The organism is Marinobacter sp. R17, assembly GCF_003789045.1.
GTDB classification, from domain to species: domain Bacteria; phylum Pseudomonadota; class Gammaproteobacteria; order Pseudomonadales; family Oleiphilaceae; genus Marinobacter_A; species Marinobacter_A mangrovi.
The window spans coordinates 70275-84762 of sequence record NZ_RHGZ01000009.1; the positions used below are offsets into that span (position 1 = coordinate 70275).

Sequence of the window (14488 nt, forward strand, 5' to 3'; positions counted from 1 at the left end):
GCCGCGAGCGCATCTTTCCCAATGATCCACAAACAAAAAAGACGGCCCAAGGGCCGTCTTTTTGTATCAACGCAGGTGCTGATCAGGACGCACGACGACGGAACAGCGGTTCCTCAATGTCGGCAGCCGCCTGATAGGTGTTGCTGAAGAAGTTCAGGCAATGCTCGGCCTGGTTGATGTCCTTGTCTGCCCGAAGCGCATAGGCGTTGAAACCGCAACGCTTCATATAGAACAGCTGGTCAAGCAGCACATCGCCCACGGCGCGCAGCTCGCCGGTGTAGCCATAACGCTCACGGAGCAGGCGGGCGATGCTGTAACCGCGGCCATCGGTGAACTTGGGGAAGTTCACGGCAATCACCGGCAGGTCGCCGATCAGGTCGGAGTAGTGCTCCGGCTCTTCATGGCTGTCGAACCAGATGCCGATGTCGTTGCGGCCGGCGTAGTGGTTGCGATTCTCTTTCCAGACCGCGGCCGGCAACAGGGCAGGGCCGTCCGGCAGGATCAGCTCCTGACCCTCTTCCGGGGCAGACACCAGGGTCCATTCATCGTTGTGGATGCCATCGTGGCGAATCAAATCAGGCATATACACGCTCCTTGAAGGGATCGATGCCAATGCGACGGTAGGTGTCCAGGAAGGTTTCTTCCTCGGTCCGCTTGTCGACGTAGACGTTGATGATCTTTTCGATCACTTCGGGCATTTCCTCGCGGGCAAAGGACGGGCCCAGAATCTTGCCCAGTGACGCATCGCGCTGTGACGAGCCGCCCAGGGAAATCTGGTAGAACTCTTCGCCCTTCTTGTCGACACCAAGTACACCGATGTTGCCCACATGGTGGTGGCCACAGGCGTTCATGCACCCGGAAATGTTCAGATCGATGTCGCCCAGATCGTAGACATAGTCCATGTCGTCAAAGCGGCGCTGGATGGCCTCCGCCACCGGAATCGACTTGGCGTTGGCCAGGGCGCAGTAGTCGCCGCCGGGGCAGCAGATGATGTCGGTCAGTGTGCCCAGGTTAGCGGTGGCGAAGCCCATCGGGCGGATCGCCTGCCACAGTTCGAACAGCTGGTCCTGGCGCACATCGGCCAGTACGACGTTCTGCTGGTGCGTCACGCGGACTTCGCCAAAGCTGTACTGTTCGGCGAGGTCGGCAATCTGCTCGAGTTGACGATCGGTGACGTTACCCGGCGGTACACCGGTTTTCTTCAGGGTCAGGGTCACAATGCTGTAGCCCGGTTTCTTGTGGGCGTCGACGTTGCGTTTGACCCAGGCATCGAATGCCTTGCTTTCGGCACGCTGGGCAACCAGGGCGTCCGGGTTGTCGTCCAGAGCGGCGTAGTCCGGCTCGGTAAAGAAGGTCTTGACCCGTTCAATGGCTTCGGGTGTCAGGCGAGTCGGAGTGTCCTTGATATGAGCCCACTCTTCCTCGACCTTCTCGGCAAACACTTCCGGCGTCATGGCCTTGACCAGGATCTTGATCCGGGCCTTGAACTTGTTGTCGCGACGGCCGTAACGGTTGTAGACCCGCAGGATCGCTTCCAGGTAGGTCAGCAGATCCAGTTCCGGCAGGAACTCACGGATCACCGGGCCGACCACCGGGGTACGGCCAAGGCCACCACCGACGTACACGCGGAAGCCGATGTCGCCAGCGTCATTACGGACGATTTCCAGGCCAATGTCATGCACCTGCACGGCTGCGCGGTCGTGGTTCTCGGAGGCGTTAACGGCCACCTTGAACTTACGCGGCAGGAAGGCGAATTCCGGGTGATAGGTTGACCACTGGCGGATCAGTTCACAGTAAGGGCGCGGATCCAGCTCTTCGTCGGACTGGACGCCGGCAAACTGGTCCGTTGTCGTGTTCCGGATGCAGTTACCGCTGGTCTGGTTGGCATGCATTTCCACTTCGGCCAACTCGGCGAGAATGTCGGGGACGTCCTCAACGGCCGGCCAGTTCAACTGCACATTCTGACGCGTGGTGAAGTGCGCGTAGCCCTTGTCGTAGTCGCGCGTAATGCGGGCCAGCCGGCGCAGCTGCTTGGCGCGCAGCATGCCGTAGGGAACGGCGATACGCAGCATGGGCGCTACCCGCTGGATATACAGGCCATTCTGCAGTCGCAACGGCAGGAATTCATCCTCGGCGAGTTCACCAGCCATGGCGCGATCAGTCTGATGCCGGAACTGCGCAACGCGCTCGTTCAGGATCTGCCGATCATATTCGTCGTAAACGTACATAAAACGGTTCCCGGATACACTAATTCAATGTGGCGGCTAAGATACCAGCTTTGCCTTATGCACTAAATGATTATTTGAAAATATGCTAATAGCCGATCGCACTTAAAAGCGATATGAAATAACACCTTTGCAAACAGGGGTTTATGTTGCGATTTTCGGCGTCTCCGTATTCGGTTTGTTCGATTCAATAAATCGATTTTTTGGATAAAAGAGCGGTTTGGACTTAATCGGAAAAGCGGGGAGCCCAAACAACAGCTAGGCTTAGGAAGGCTCGGGTTTAACTCCTGAGCCTCCTTCATTAAAAACAAGCGGCGAGGAGTGCCAGAATGAGCAAAAAGTCGTCGATGACCGACAGTCAGGTGGATGCTGTGGCGGCCGTCTGCCTGATTTTGCTGGTGGTTGCTTTTGCGGTGGTTTGGGTGAGCGGCCAGTAGCGCCCTTCAGGTCTGGGTCGCCAGGACCCAGCGCACGACCAGCGCCACGGAAACCACGAAAACGATCAGAAACAGGATCCCGCCAATGATGTAGGGCAGTGGCGAGCTGCTGCTGAAATCATGGTGCCGATGGCGCTCGCTCTGGACACCGAAGGCGCCGGCGAGAATGCCTTGCATGACCTTGAGGACACCGGGTTTGCGAGGCGTTTTTTCAGGATCGTGGGTCTTGTCGTCTGCCATGGAGTGACTCCAGCGGGGCCGGCCGACAGCCCCGCCGTTGTCGCCCGACATTACTCTGCCGGATCGTACGCCAGACTCGGGGCCAGCCAGCGTTCAGCCTCCGCTTTGCTGATGCCTTTCCGTTTAGCGTAGTCCTCGACCTGATCCTGTCCAATCTTGCCGACCGAGAAATACTTCGCCTCGGGATGCGCAAAGTACCAACCCGACACGGCCGCCGCGGGCAGCATGGCGAAATGCTCGGTCAATTCCATGCCGGCATTGGCGGGGGCTTGCAGCAGGTCGAACAGGGCCGCTTTTTCGGTGTGGTCCGGGCAGGCCGGATATCCGGGGGCGGGCCGGATACCGCGGTAACGCTCGCGAATCAGCGCGTCGTTGTCCAGAGTTTCCTCCGGGTCATAGCCCCAGAATTCCTTACGCACGCGCTCGTGCATGCGCTCGGCAAAGGCTTCCGCCAGACGATCCGCGAGGGCTTTCACCATGATGGCGTTGTAGTCGTCGTTTTTCGCCTTGTATTCCTCGGCCAGGTCATCGGCGCCAATACCCGCAGTCACTGCAAATCCGCCCACGTAATCACACTGATCGCTGTCTTCCGGAAGCAGATAATCGGACAGCGCCAGCATGGGTTTGCCCGGTGATTTTTCATCCTGCTGACGCAGGTGGTGCAGGGTGGTCAGGACCTCCTGGCGGCTTTCGTCGGCGTAGACCACCAGATCGTCACCGCGACGGTTGGCTGGCCAGAAACCGATCACGGCCCGCGCCTTGAGGCGCTTTTCCTCGAGAATCCGCTTGAGGATCGCCTGGGCGTCGTCGAACAGCGTCCGGGCGGCATCGCCGCGCTTGGGATCGTCAAAGATCGCCGGGTACTTGCCGGACATGTCCCAGGAAATAAAGAACGGCGTCCAGTCGATGTAATCGACCAGCTCGTTCAGGTCATAGTCGTCGAACACCTTCAGGCCGGTGAACGCGGGTTTGACCGGCTGGTAGCCGTCGAAGGAGATCTCCGTGTCCCGGCCCCGGGCGGCGGACAGGTCAATGAGCTTGGTCCGCTCGCCCCGATTCTTGCGACGCTCGCGGATTTTGTCGTACTCGGTGCGGGTGGACTCGACCAGCGGCTCCTTGGCAGTCCGGCTCAGCAGCTGTGAGGCGATATTGACGCAGCGGGACGCGTCCGACACGTATAGTGCCAGGTCGTTCTTGTACTGCGGCTCGATCTTGACCGCTGTGTGCGCCTTGGAGGTGGTGGCGCCACCGATCATCAGCGGCACGTCGAACTCCAGTCGCTGCATTTCCCGGGCAACGTGGACCATTTCGTCCAGCGACGGCGTGATCAGGCCGCTGAGACCGATGATGTCCACGTTCTCTTCCTTGGCGGTGGCCAGGATCTTTTCGCAGGGCACCATGACGCCGAGATCGATCACCTCGTAGTTGTTGCACTGCAGCACCACACCGACAATGTTCTTGCCGATATCGTGAACGTCGCCTTTCACCGTCGCCATCAGGATCTTGCCCTTGGCCTGCTGCCCCTCGGTTTTCTCGGCTTCGATGTAGGGGATCAGGTGGGCCACCGCCTGCTTCATGACCCGGGCGCTCTTCACGACCTGCGGCAGGAACATCTTGCCGTCACCGAACAGGTCACCCACCACATTCATGCCGTCCATCAGCGGGCCTTCGATGACCTCGATGGGGCGATCCGCTTCCTGTCGGCAGGCTTCGGTGTCCTCAATGATATAGGTGGTGATGCCCTTGACCAGTGCATGTTCCAGTCGTTTCTGAACGGGCCATTCGCGCCAGGCCAGATCTTCCTCGCGGGCTTTGCCGACTTCGCCTCGATAGCGCTCGGCCGCCTCAAGCAGGCGATCGGTGCCGTCCTCCCGGCGGTTGAGCACCACGTCGGTGACCAGCTCGCGCAACTCCGGATCGATCTCGTCATAGACCACCAGCTGACCCGGGTTGACGATCCCCATGTTCATGCCGGCCTTGATGGCGTGATACAGGAACACCGAGTGGATCGCCTCACGGACCACGTCGTTGCCCCGGAACGAGAAGGAGACGTTACTGACGCCGCCGGAAATGGACGCGTGGGGCAGGTTCTTGCGAATCCAGCCGGTCGCCTCGATAAAGTCGACGGCGTAGTTGTTGTGCTCTTCGATCCCGGTGGCGATGGCGAAAATGTTCGGATCGAAGATGATATCGCTGGGGTTGAAGCCGATGCCCACCAGCGTGTCGTAGGATCGCTTACAGATTTCGGTCTTGCGTTTGAAGCTGTCCGCCTGGCCCTGTTCGTCAAAGGCCATGACCACGACGGCGGCGCCGTAGCGCATGCAGGATCTGGCGCGGGCGATGAACTCGGCTTCGCCTTCTTTCAGGCTGATGGAGTTCACCACCGCCTTGCCCTGGATACAGCGCAGACCGGCCTCGATCACTTCCCATTTGGACGAATCGATCATGATCGGGACGCGGGCGATGTCCGGCTCGGACGCCACCAGATTCAGGAAGCGGACCATCACCTCCTTCGAGTCGAGCATGCCCTCATCCATGTTGATATCGATGATCTGGGCGCCGTTCTCGACCTGATCCCGGGCGACGCTGAGCGCCTCCTCGTACTGCTCTTCCTTGATCAGGCGCAGGAAACGCTTGGAGCCGGTGACGTTGGTACGCTCGCCGACGTTGATGAACAGGGTGTTCTCGTCGCCAGTGAAGGGCTCCAGGCCGGACAGGCGCAGCGCCGGCTTGATCTCGGGAATCTGGCGGGGTGGATACTTGGCCACGGCGTTGGCAATGGCTTCGATGTGGTCAGGGCGTGAACCACAGCAGCCGCCGATGATATTCAGGAAGCCGTCCCGCGCGAAGGCTTCGATAATGTCGGCCATTTCTTCCGGCGTCTGGTCATATTCGCCGAATTCGTTGGGCAGACCGGCATTGGGATGCGCGCTGACGTAGGTCGTGGACCGGTTGGACAGTTCCTCGATATACGGGCGCAGCGCATCGGCGCCCAGAGCGCAATTCAGGCCCACGGAAATCGGCCGGGCGTGGGCAATGGAATTCCAGAAGGCCTCGGTGGTCTGACCGGACAGGGTGCGTCCGGAGGCGTCGGTGATCGTGCCGGAGATCATGATCGGCAGCTCGATGCCGCTGTCTTCGAAATACTGCTGGGTCGCGTAAATGGCGGCCTTGGCGTTCAGCGTGTCGAAGATGGTCTCGATCAGGATCAAGTCAGAGCCGCCTTCCACCAGGCCCTTAACCGCTTCGTAGTAGTTCTCGTACAGCGTCTGGAAATCGACGTTGCGATACCCGGGGTTGTTCACATCCGGCGAGATGGAGGCCGTACGCGATGTTGGCCCGACGGCACCGGCAACAAAGCGGGGCTTATGGGGCTCACGCCCGGTAAATTCATCGGCAATCTGGCGCGCCAGTTGCGCGCCGGCCACGTTGAGCTCGTAGGCCAGCGACTCCAGGCCGTAGTCACTCTGGGAGAGCTGCGTGGAGTTGAACGTGTTGGTCTCGATGATGTCCGCGCCGGCAGCGAGATAATCCGCATGGATATTGCGGAGCAGGGCAGGCTGGGTCAGGTTCAGCAGGTCGTTGTTGCCCTGGACATCCCGGTCGTAGTCCTTGAAGCGCTCGGCCCGGAAAGCGTCCTCGTCCAGCTTCAGGTTCTGGATCATGGTCCCCATGCCGCCGTCGAGGATAACAATGCGTTCCTTCAGGGCGTTGTGCAACTGCTTCAGTCGGGTCTCACGATCACTCATAGGGACTTTTCCGGGTTGTGTTGATCTGAATCGGGGCGCGAAATAATAGCAAAGATGCGGCGTATAGTCTTTAGGGGGCTTGCAATCGACGTGACCGCCTTCAAATCCATCGTCAAGATCAATGATGATTATAAAGACTGAGTAAAATACTAGGTCTTTTATGTTGGCCCATGGTGCCTTAAAATGAACTCAAATTCTCAAGCAGGTTAGAGAAATGGCATTGGTTACCGTTACTGATTCTGCCCGGGATTACCTGGCGCAACTGATCGAGAAGCAGGATGTCGAGGGTATGGGTGTCCGTATTTTCGTGACCCAACCGGGCACGAAGCATGCGGAAACCTGTCTGGCCTATTGTCCGCCCAACGAGGTGGTGCCGACGGACGAAACGGTTGATCTGGACAAGTTCACCCTGTTCCTGGATCACAACTCCGTTCCGTTCCTGGAAGATGCGTTCGTGGACTATTCCAAGGACAAGATGGGTGGCCAGCTCACCATCAAGGCGCCCAATGCCAAAGTGCCGAATATCGACGAGAACGCGCCATTACCGGATCGGATCAACTACATCCTGGCTTCCGAGATCAATCCCGGCCTGGCGTCCCACGGTGGCGAGGTGTCGCTGGTCGAAGTGGCGGATGGCTCCATCGCGGTACTTCGCTTCGGCGGCGGCTGCCAGGGTTGCAGCGCGGTCAGCCTGACCCTGAAGCAGGGCGTTGAGACCACACTCACTGAGCGTATTCCGGAGCTGACCGGCGTGCGTGACGTCACGGATCACTCCTACACGGAGAACGCCTACTACCAGTAAGCGTCATGATTCGACAAGAAAGGTGCCGCTGGCACCTTTTTTTGTGCCCGCCCGGTTCGTGGACTTTCCAGTCTGTTTTTTTTCGGCAGGACGGCCAATGTTACCGTCTTCCCGCTGGCCCATCATGGCTATCATAATAAGGCTCGCGATAGCCAACACTGGTTCCGGACTCTCTATCGGGTGGGTCCGACGATGACGTTTATGTTCCGGCTCGGCAGGCCCGGACAGATTGACTGGGGTACCCATGTTCAGCGATTCAACGCTGTGGTCCATTCCGTTGATGGCCGCTTTTGTTGGCTGGTTCACCAACTGGTTGGCGATCCAGATGTCCTTCTATCCGGTGAATTTCATCGGTTTGGGGCGCTGGTTCGGCTGGCAGGGCGTGATACCACGCAAGTCGGAGAAGATGGCCCACATCTGTGTGGACCGCACGCTGCAGCAATTCGGTGATCTGAGCCTGGTCTATGAAAAGCTGGATCCCGAACGCATCGTCCAGCAAGTCGTCTCCCAGGTCACGCCGCGGCTGGATGAGTACATCGATGAGATCATGTACGACGTGCAGCCGGTGCTCTGGGACAACATGCCCACGTTTTTGCGCAACCGGATCTACCAGTGGGCCCGGGAGCAACTGCCCGCGCGAATCGAATCCCTGGTTGAGGATTTTGGCGACGACCTCAGTGACATCGTTGACCTGAAAGCGCTTCTGAGTCGCGAGCTCAAGCGTCACCCGGACCTGATGAACCGTATCTTCCAGCAGGCCGGCGCCGTGGAACTGCGTTCAGTCATCAACAAGGGGGCCCTGATCGGTGGCCTGCTCGGTGCGGCGATCCTGCCGGCCTGGATATCCTTTCCGTTTCCGTGGTTGCTGCCACTGACCGGTTTCGTGGTCGGCTTTCTGACCAACTGGCTGGCGATCAACCTGATTTTTCGCCCCCTCAACCCGCTCCGGATTCTGGGTTGGCGGGTGCAGGGACTGTTCCTGCGTCGCCAGGATGAAATCAGCGACGTCTGGAGTCGCCTGGTCGCCGAAGAGCTGCTGACCGTGGAAAAGGTCGCCGACGCCATGATCAACGGACGGGAAGGCGGCCGAACCCGCGCCATCATCCAGAAACACCTGCGACCCCTGCTGGATCAGTCGGTGTTGATGAAGCTGGGCGCCCAGCTGAGTGTCGGAATGAGCGGCTATACCGAGCTGAAGAAGGCCATGAACGACAAAGCCATCCTGGCGACGGGGCACGTGTTCTGCGATCCGGAATTCAATCGCGAGCGGGCACCGGTGGTCGCCGGTGTTCTGGCCCAGCAAATGAAAGCGCTCGGCCCCGCCGAGTTCCAGGATATCCTGCGACCGGCCTTCAAGGAGGAGGAGCTGTACCTGATGCTGGTGGGCGGCCTGTTCGGCGCTATTGCTGGCGCGGTACAACTGGGTTTTCTTTATTATTGGCCGGTTTCGATCGGCTTTTAGGGCAACACTCGGAGATCCCCACCATGGCGATCTGGCAAGATATTCTCGTACACATCGTGGTGACCGCGATAACTGTTCTGGTGGTGTTGGCGGCGTTCTATCGCTTCGTTTTGCGGCCGTACATCGATCGCAAGGTCGAAGAGCTGAAAGCAGCCGGTGACCGCGTTGAGCAACGCGTGCGCCAGGGTGTGAAGGAAGGCGTCCAGGAGGGACTGATGGATCTGCCGGAGAGTACCTTCAAGGAATCGACCCGAACCTTCCTGAAGTTTGGATCGGGCCTGGTTGAGAACGGGCTCAGCAGCTTTCTCGGCTCCTTTGAGGATCCGGAGCGACGGGACAGCCGTCAGGATTCAGCCCCTAACGGCCAGCGCTGAGTCGAATTTCTGGCGGTCGCGCTCATTCCAGAGGGCTTCCGCCCGGGCCAGAGCCGCGTCCTGGCTCTCGGCACGTCCGGCCTCGTAAAGCGCGAGGGCGGCCGTGGAGATAACGGCGGCTTCGCCATACTCATCCGATAGATCGCCCCGCCAGACCCGAGCCATATCCGTCACATCGATCTTTTCCGGCTTCACGTGTCGTTGCGGGAAAAGTGCAGACCAGCTGTCCTCCTCGGTCACGAATCCGTCAACGTCCCGGCGGGCCCGGAAGACCTTCATCACGTTGTCCGGATTGCGTTCAATTTCTCCGCCTTCGCCCCGAATGACGGCAACACGCTCGTAACCCAGCAGTTCACCGGCGCCCTGGTGCAGGCCGGCGTAGGGCGGATGGAAAATGCCTTGCATCACTACCGGTGCAGACAGCGGATTGATCAGTCGGGACAGTGAATGCACCGGCGAGCGCAGTCCGAGAATCGGTCGCAGTTCGATCATTTCCGCCAGGCGAGGCGCGACATCGCGCAGGTGCATGTAGGACAGGTTGGTCTCATCCAACTGGCGGGCGGCGGTTTCCCAGTCGTGGGCGACCGGAAAGCCGAATGCCTCCATGACGGTCGTCAGATAGATCCGCTCCGGTGTGTGCCCTTCGGCGCCGTGGACGAAAACCCGCAAGCCGGCCTCCGCCAGCAGCAGCAGGGAAAAGAAAAACCAGGGCGCGTGCCGGCGCTTGCCGGCGTAGGACGACCAGTCAATATCGACGGTCAGTCCTTCGGGGGCATTGGCCTGGGCCCGAACGGCGTCCACAAAGCCGGCCAGTTCCTCCGGTGACTCTTCCTTGACCCGCATCAGCATCAGGAAGGCCCCCAACTGCACGTCTTCCACCTCGCCGGCGAGAATCATACCCATGGCATGGCGGGCCTCGACCCGGTTCAGCGACCGGGAGCCTCGCTTACCCCGGCCCAGAATGCGCACATAGGGCGCAAACGGATGTTCGCCGGGTTTGGTTTCGGGCAATGAGGCTTGTTCGTCGGACATGGCGTACCTACAGGCAGTTGGTGGGCCGGGGAAGCCCGGCAATCCGGCAGGCCACCTTCACGGCGCTGGTTCCGGGAAACAGCTGCATCAGGTAGATGCTGTTGCCTTTTTCCTCGCCAAAGTGCTGCTTGACGGCCTTCACGAAAAAGCGGGCGGCTGGCGGGGCCATTTCATGCTCGGCGTAGAAATCGCGCAGCATATGAATGATCTCCCAGTGGGCGTCGTTCAACGCGATGTCCGACTCGGCGGCGATGCGCTCGGCCACCGGCGGCGTCCACGCCTCGGGATTTTCCAGAAAGCCTTCGCTGTTGCGGGCGGGCATTACAACGGACATTACCAGCACACTACCTTATCTGCTTGAAGCGTCAGAGTAACAAATTCGGGGAAGTCTATGGACTGTACCTGAAATGGGTTGGTTTCCACAGGGACGCCGCGGGCTTCGGCGTCCGGCTGCAGTGCGTACAGCGTTATGCCGTCCGGCCATGACAGTGCCGTGTCGACGGTGGCCAGGACGGCGTTTTCCGTCAGCAACAGGCCGTCACCGGTCCGGAGGTCAGCCAGACAGGCGGAAAATCGAGGAACGTCAGGAGCCTTGTTCAGGATGTGCAGGCAGTTCATTACAGGCGTACCACGTCAGTGAATTGGTTTTCCAGGTCCCGGGCGGTGTCGACCGCCGATAGCGCCAGGCCTGGATCCACAGCGGACCCAAGTTGGTCCAGTTCGGCCTGAGTTACATACAGCGCTTCAATTCCGAAGATGGTGGCAGCGGACAGATTGCGGGAAACGGTTTTCTGCTCAATGCGCTTCGGCTGCTGGTCGCCGCGCAGCCAGTGGACGCCCTGTCCGGTGAACAGCAGCGCCACGGATTGGTCGAAGGCGGCGGCCGACAGTGCCATGTCCAGCGTTTCGCGTCCGCTCCAGTCGCCGTAGGGCGCTCGATCGATGACGAACAGGTAGCGCCGGCTCATGATTGGCCTCCGTTGAAATACAGGGTGCGCGTGCTGTCCTGGGTGGCCGCCAGCCAATCGCCCAATCCGGCGACCTGGTAGGGTGCCGATACATTACTGGCGGGCTTTTCGTAGCGCCTGGCTTCGGAGTCGTCCAGCAAACCGCGCCTCAAGGCGGACGCGATGCAGCAGGTGGCCGGGATCTGGTGCTCGGTGAGGAATGCCCGCCATTCGGCCGGCCAGTCGGTTTCATCGCTGGGCGGGCTGGTCAGGTTGGAGGCCAGGTGCACGCCATCGCCATACAGGAAAACCTGGGCGATGGTGTGACCGCCGGAGATCGCGGCGCGGGCGAAGTGCAGGGCGGTCTGGGGCGCCTGACTGGCGTAGGGGGCACCGGTGATTACGAGGGTAAAGCGGGCGGCGTCCTCAGCAATCATGAGCATTCCTTAAACGGCTTAGACGAAAAAACCCCGGCGAACCGGGGTTTCTGGTACGGGAGACCTGAATGATATCAGTCGTCGTTCAGGGCGCCCAGAATGTGTAGCAGGCTGACGAACAGGTTGTAGATGTTCAGGTACAGCGCTGTGGTCGCCATGATGTAGTTGGTCTCACCACCGTGAATGATACGGCTGGTATCAAACAGGATGAAGCCAGACATCAGCAGGACGATGGCAGCACTGATCGCCAGGCTGAAGGCTGCGACGTCAACGCCGAACATGCCTGCAACGAGGGAGCCCAGAGCGGCCACCAGCACCACCACCAGACCGGCCATGAGCATGCCGCCCATGAAGCTGAAGTCCTTCTTGGTGGTCAGGACGTAGGCCGACAGGGTCATGAAGACGATGGCGGTACCGCCCAGCGCCTGCATGATGATGGCGCTGCCGTTGGACATGGCCAGGTAATGGTTGAGCAGCGGGCCGAGGCCCAGGCCGAGCAGGCCGGTGAAGGCGAACACGACGGCGATGCCGGCTGAGCTGTTCGCGGTCCGCGGCAGTACCAGCCATACCAGGGCCAGAGCACCCAGACTGCAGATCAGGCTGGCCCCCTGGCCGAGGCCGATTGACATGGACACACCGGCCATAATGGCGCTGAACAGCAGCGTCATCGAGAGCAGGGAATAGGTATTGCGCAACACCTTCATCGCATTGGCGTCGATACCGGTCGTTGCACTTCCGGTATGGCTCTGGGCATAAGCACCCTGGCCGTTGCGAACTTGGAAGCGTCTGTCGTCCATCATAATCTCCAGTCAGATGGTGGAACGTTAAGGTTGGAACTTTCGAAGCAGTCTAGTGGCGCCTCTCTATCTATACGGGAACGAAGGGCGATCCGCTTTACCGTGCTTGCAACAGAACCGCCACTAGACTACTTCAACAGTTCAATCAACCTATCCTCATGATAAGGGCAAATACGCAATATTCAACGTCTTATCAAAGAATTTGTAACGCTTGGACCGAATTGTCTGTTTTTGGTTCAACATCATGGGATAACGATAAAATTCCCGTGAATCGCCGTTGACAGGCCAATCGATTCCGGTATCATGCTCCCCGCTGTCGCAAGGCAGCTCGCAACAAGCGAATGCGGTGGGCTGGCAGAGTGGCTGAATGCAGCGGTCTTGAAAACCGCCGAGGGTTAGTAGCCCTCCCGGGGTTCGAATCCCTGGCCCACCGCCACTTTTCTTCTCTTCTCGGCTTCCCCGAACGTTTCCATGACGATCCGCACCAGATCCGGTGCAAACCACCACTTTCAGTGATTCCTGTGAGTTTTCCAGGGGCCGGATTTCGTTTAGATCGCCAGCCCGATCAGTAAGACCAGTTCTGACAGAACCACGCTGGCTCCCAGCGCATCCCCGGTATAGCCCCCCAATTGCGATTTCAGATAGCGGCCCCAGGCCAACGCGACGCCAGCGGTGGCCAGCAGGCTGATCAGCAGCAATGCGTCATCCTTTAGCGTGCCGGTCAGAGCGATGAGCAGGGTCACGACAAAGGCGAAACCCAGCCGTTTGGCCGGAAAGCCGGAGGCAACCGGTTTGGTTTTGCTGTGTTCGGACAAGGTGACGTAAGGCAGGTAGTGCATCATCAGCAGGGGCGTAAAACGCGAGATGGCCGGTGCCAGCAACAGCGCCAGCCAGATCGGCCGGGTATCCAGCAGCAATGCGGCTTTCAGCGCCAGGGCCATGATCAGGGCAGCCGCACCGTAGGTGCCGATCCGGCTGTCCTTCATGATCCGCAGCCGATCCTCCACCGTGTATCCGCCGCCCAGGGCATCAACGCTGTCGGCGAGGCCGTCCTCGTGGAAGGCACCGGTCAGCCAGAGGTGCAAAATCATCACCAGCAACACGCTGACGAGCGGGCTGAAAACCGCGTCCAGGGAGACGTAAACGGCGGCGTAGATGGCACCCAACAGCAGTCCTACGAGGGGAAAATACATGCTGCTGTTATTCATGCGCTGCTGGGAATAATCGATCCGGGCCGGCAGCGGAATCCGGGTGAGGAAGCTCACGGCCAGCCAGAAGGTTTGCCATTCCTGATTCAGTCGGGACGTTGGTGCGCTCACGTTCAACTCGTTCTGCCGGTGGAAGGCGCATTCTAAAGGGAAATGGTTGAATTGACAGGGGCAGGGGCGTCGACGTGTTAACCTGTGCGGCCCCGCTGCCTTCAGCAGGGGTTGACGATGGTGGAACGTTAGGAGATCCGGCGGATGGCCGAAAACATACTGGTTCTGGGCGGGATTCGCTCCGGCAAGACGGCGTTGGCGGAACAGATGGCGGCTGATTCCGGCGCCCCGGTTACCTACGTGGCCACGGCGACGGCCGGCGATGACGAGATGGCGCGCCGGATCAAACGGCACCAGTCATTACGTCCCGATGAGTGGGGGCTGGTCGAGGAGCCCATCTCGTTGGCGCATGTGCTGGACTCGCAATCATCCGAAAACTGCCTGCTGGTGGATTGCATGAGTCTCTGGCTGAGCAACTTGCTGCATGCCGGTGACGAGGTGTTGGCGCTGGAGAAACAGCGATTCATTGATACGTTGAACGCTCACGCGGGGCCCGTGGTGATCGTCAGCAATGAGGTCGGGCTGGGCACGATCGGCATGGACCCGCTGACCCGGCGTTTCTGCGACGAGCTGGGGTGGCTGAATCAGGCGCTGGCCCGGGTCTGCGATCGGGTCGTGATGAGTGTGGCCGGGCTGCCGCTGACGCTGAAAGCGCCGGCCTGATCCC

The 14488-nt window shown here is 59.8% G+C and carries 15 protein-coding genes and 1 tRNA gene; 5 read left to right on the forward strand and 11 right to left on the reverse strand.

Going from position 1 to position 14488, the window contains the following annotated elements; all coding sequences use genetic code 11:
* Nucleotides 1-82: 82 nt before the first annotated feature.
* The 4 genes from EB809_RS08670 to metH form a co-directional block, all read right to left on the reverse strand.
* Entirely contained in the window at nucleotides 83-583 is a 501-nt protein-coding gene (locus EB809_RS08670; protein WP_123634426.1) for a DUF934 domain-containing protein, read from the reverse strand.
* Complete coding sequence (locus EB809_RS08675) at nucleotides 576-2228, reverse strand: nitrite/sulfite reductase (protein ID WP_123634427.1); 1653 nt, start codon at nucleotides 2226-2228, stop codon at nucleotides 576-578. The genes EB809_RS08670 and EB809_RS08675 overlap by 8 nt, the downstream gene beginning before the upstream one ends.
* Nucleotides 2229-2668: 440 nt before the next feature.
* Entirely contained in the window at nucleotides 2669-2902 is a 234-nt protein-coding gene (locus tag EB809_RS08680; RefSeq protein WP_123634428.1) for a DUF2970 domain-containing protein, read from the reverse strand.
* A 50-nt stretch (nucleotides 2903-2952) separates the two neighbouring features.
* A complete protein-coding gene (gene metH, locus EB809_RS08685; protein WP_123634429.1) occupies nucleotides 2953-6651 on the reverse strand; it encodes a methionine synthase in 3699 nt (1232 codons plus the stop codon).
* Between the two features lie 214 nt (nucleotides 6652-6865).
* Here metH and nfuA point away from each other — a divergent pair, with 214 nt between their 5' ends.
* The 3 genes from nfuA (at nucleotide 6866) to EB809_RS08700 (ending at nucleotide 9289) form a co-directional block, all read left to right on the forward strand.
* The gene (gene nfuA, locus EB809_RS08690) at nucleotides 6866-7453 is read left to right on the forward strand and encodes a Fe-S biogenesis protein NfuA (protein ID WP_123634430.1); all 588 of its coding nucleotides are present in this window, start codon (nucleotides 6866-6868) and stop codon (nucleotides 7451-7453) included.
* A 244-nt stretch (nucleotides 7454-7697) separates the two neighbouring features.
* Nucleotides 7698-8915, forward strand: a complete 1218-nt coding sequence (locus EB809_RS08695; RefSeq protein WP_123634431.1) for a DUF445 domain-containing protein — start codon at nucleotides 7698-7700, stop codon at nucleotides 8913-8915.
* A gap of 23 nt (nucleotides 8916-8938) precedes the next feature.
* On the forward strand, nucleotides 8939-9289 hold the full coding sequence (locus tag EB809_RS08700) for a hypothetical protein (RefSeq protein ID WP_123634432.1): 351 nt from the start codon (nucleotides 8939-8941) through the stop codon (nucleotides 9287-9289).
* Here the strand turns inward: EB809_RS08700 and EB809_RS08705 are convergent.
* The 6 genes from EB809_RS08705 to EB809_RS08730 form a co-directional block, all read right to left on the reverse strand.
* Nucleotides 9266-10321: a glycosyl transferase family protein gene (locus EB809_RS08705; protein WP_123634433.1), complete on the reverse strand. Its 1056-nt coding sequence runs from the start codon at nucleotides 10319-10321 to the stop codon at nucleotides 9266-9268. The genes EB809_RS08700 and EB809_RS08705 overlap by 24 nt on opposite strands.
* Before the next feature lie 7 nt (nucleotides 10322-10328).
* Nucleotides 10329-10655 (reverse strand): TusE/DsrC/DsvC family sulfur relay protein, encoded by a 327-nt coding sequence (locus tag EB809_RS08710; protein WP_123634434.1) that lies wholly within the window; start codon nucleotides 10653-10655, stop codon nucleotides 10329-10331.
* Nucleotides 10655-10939 carry a sulfurtransferase complex subunit TusB gene (tusB, locus tag EB809_RS08715; RefSeq protein WP_123634435.1) on the reverse strand — a complete coding sequence of 95 codons (285 nt, stop codon included), beginning with the start codon at nucleotides 10937-10939 and terminating at the stop codon, nucleotides 10655-10657. Before tusB ends, EB809_RS08710 begins: the two co-directional genes overlap by 1 nt.
* A complete protein-coding gene (locus tag EB809_RS08720; RefSeq protein ID WP_123634436.1) occupies nucleotides 10939-11289 on the reverse strand; it encodes a DsrE family protein in 351 nt (116 codons plus the stop codon). The genes tusB and EB809_RS08720 overlap by 1 nt, the downstream gene beginning before the upstream one ends.
* Nucleotides 11286-11705 carry a sulfurtransferase complex subunit TusD gene (gene tusD, locus EB809_RS08725; RefSeq protein ID WP_123634437.1) on the reverse strand — a complete coding sequence of 140 codons (420 nt, stop codon included), beginning with the start codon at nucleotides 11703-11705 and terminating at the stop codon, nucleotides 11286-11288. The genes EB809_RS08720 and tusD overlap by 4 nt, the downstream gene beginning before the upstream one ends.
* Before the next feature lie 74 nt (nucleotides 11706-11779).
* The gene (locus tag EB809_RS08730) at nucleotides 11780-12502 is read right to left on the reverse strand and encodes a Bax inhibitor-1/YccA family protein (RefSeq protein ID WP_123634484.1); all 723 of its coding nucleotides are present in this window, start codon (nucleotides 12500-12502) and stop codon (nucleotides 11780-11782) included.
* A gap of 345 nt (nucleotides 12503-12847) precedes the next feature.
* Here EB809_RS08730 and EB809_RS08735 point away from each other — a divergent pair.
* Nucleotides 12848-12938 (forward strand) — tRNA-Ser (locus EB809_RS08735).
* A 112-nt stretch (nucleotides 12939-13050) separates the two neighbouring features.
* Here the strand turns inward: EB809_RS08735 and cobS are convergent.
* Complete coding sequence (gene cobS, locus EB809_RS08740; RefSeq protein WP_123634438.1) at nucleotides 13051-13821, reverse strand: adenosylcobinamide-GDP ribazoletransferase; 771 nt, start codon at nucleotides 13819-13821, stop codon at nucleotides 13051-13053.
* Nucleotides 13822-13965: 144 nt separating this feature from the next.
* Here cobS and cobU point away from each other — a divergent pair, with 144 nt between their 5' ends.
* On the forward strand, nucleotides 13966-14484 hold the full coding sequence (gene cobU / locus EB809_RS08745) for a bifunctional adenosylcobinamide kinase/adenosylcobinamide-phosphate guanylyltransferase (protein WP_123634439.1): 519 nt from the start codon (nucleotides 13966-13968) through the stop codon (nucleotides 14482-14484).
* Nucleotides 14485-14488: the final 4 nt, after the last annotated feature.